The organism is Streptomyces sp. NRRL WC-3549 (genome assembly GCF_000721935.1).
Lineage (GTDB): Bacteria > Actinomycetota > Actinomycetes > Streptomycetales > Streptomycetaceae > Streptomyces.
Map to the genome: position 1 here is coordinate 44,141 of NZ_KL585398.1, position 1,335 is coordinate 45,475.

A 1,335-nucleotide genomic window follows, 5' to 3' on the forward strand; every position below is an offset into this window, starting at 1 on the left:
GGCCGGAGCCGCGGTACTGGTAACCCCCCGCCGCCGAGCAGGCTCCGGCGGGCCCTGTCGGTCCACTGGTACGCCTGGACCATGGTCGCCCCGGTCGTGATCGTGATCGGCGTGATCATCGGCTACCCGCTGGTCCGCGGTATCTGGCTGTCGCTCACCGACGCCAACGAACGCAACGTCGCACGGTCGATCGGCGTCAACGAACTGCCCGCCACGTACGAGTTCGTGGGTCTGGACAACTACGCCGACGCCCTGACCGGCGGCCAGTTCCTCGGCACGCTGGGCTGGACGCTGGTGTGGACGGTCTCCTGCGTCGCCATCACCTTCTGCCTGGGCATGGCCCTCGCCAACATCCTCAACCGCAGGATCGCCGGCCGCTCCGCCTACCGGATGGCCCTGATCCTGCCGTGGGCCATCCCCGGTTTCGTCTCCGTCTTCGCCTGGCGCTTCCTCTACAACGAGGACCGCGGACTGCTCAACAAGATCCTCGGCGGCGCAGGGATCGACTCCGTCCCGTGGCTCAACGACCCCACCTGGGCCAAGTTCTCCGTCATCGCCGTCAACGTCTGGCTCGGCATCCCCTTCATCATGGTGGCGCTGCTGGGCGGACTGCAGTCCATACCCTCCGAGCAGTACGAGGCCGCGGAGATGGACGGCGCCACGGCGTGGCAGCGGTTCCGCCACGTCACGCTGCCGGGCCTGCGTCCGGTCTCCACCACGGTGGTCCTGCTCTCCACCATCTGGACCTTCAACATGTTCCCGGTGATCTTCCTGCTGACGCGGGGCGGACCGGGTGAGTCCACCCAGATCCTGGTGACCCAGGCGTACAAATTCTCCTTCGAGATCAGCCCGCGCGACTTCGCGCAGTCCTCCACCTGGGGCGTGCTGATCCTCGTCCTCCTGATGCTCTTCGCCGTGGTCTACCGGCGAGTGCTCCGCACGCAGGGAGACAACTGGTGACCACCGCCGCACAGACCACCACCGCGCGCCCCGCCACCGCCCGGCCCTCCGCCCGCACGCCCCGGCTGCGCGGCGAGCGGTCCCCGGTCGCGTCCGTGGCCCTGCACCTCACGCTGATCGTCGCGTCCGTGATCGCGGTCTTCCCCGTGCTCTGGGTCCTGCTGACCTCGCTGAAGCCGGCGAAGTACTCCACCACGACCGACTTCTTCAAAGAGACGACGTTCGAGAACTACACGAACCTGATCAAGGACACCGAGTTCCTGACCTGGTTCGGCAACTCCGTGCTCGTCGCGGGGCTCACCACCGTCATCGGTGTCTTCGTCTCCGCCACCACCGGCTACGCCGTCAGCCGCTTCCGCTTCCCCGGCAAGCGCG

The 1,335-nt window shown here is 67.7% G+C and carries 1 protein-coding gene and 1 pseudogene; both read left to right on the top strand.

Going from position 1 to position 1,335, the window contains the following annotated elements; genetic code table 11:
* Nucleotides 1–960, top strand: a 960-nt coding sequence (locus IH13_RS0114510; RefSeq protein ID WP_234433301.1) for a carbohydrate ABC transporter permease, incomplete at its 5' end; no start/stop codon positions are given.
* 65 nt (nt 961–1,025) lie between these two features.
* A pseudogene (locus IH13_RS0114515) lies at nt 1,026–1,335 on the top strand (ABC transporter permease); the annotation flags it as partial.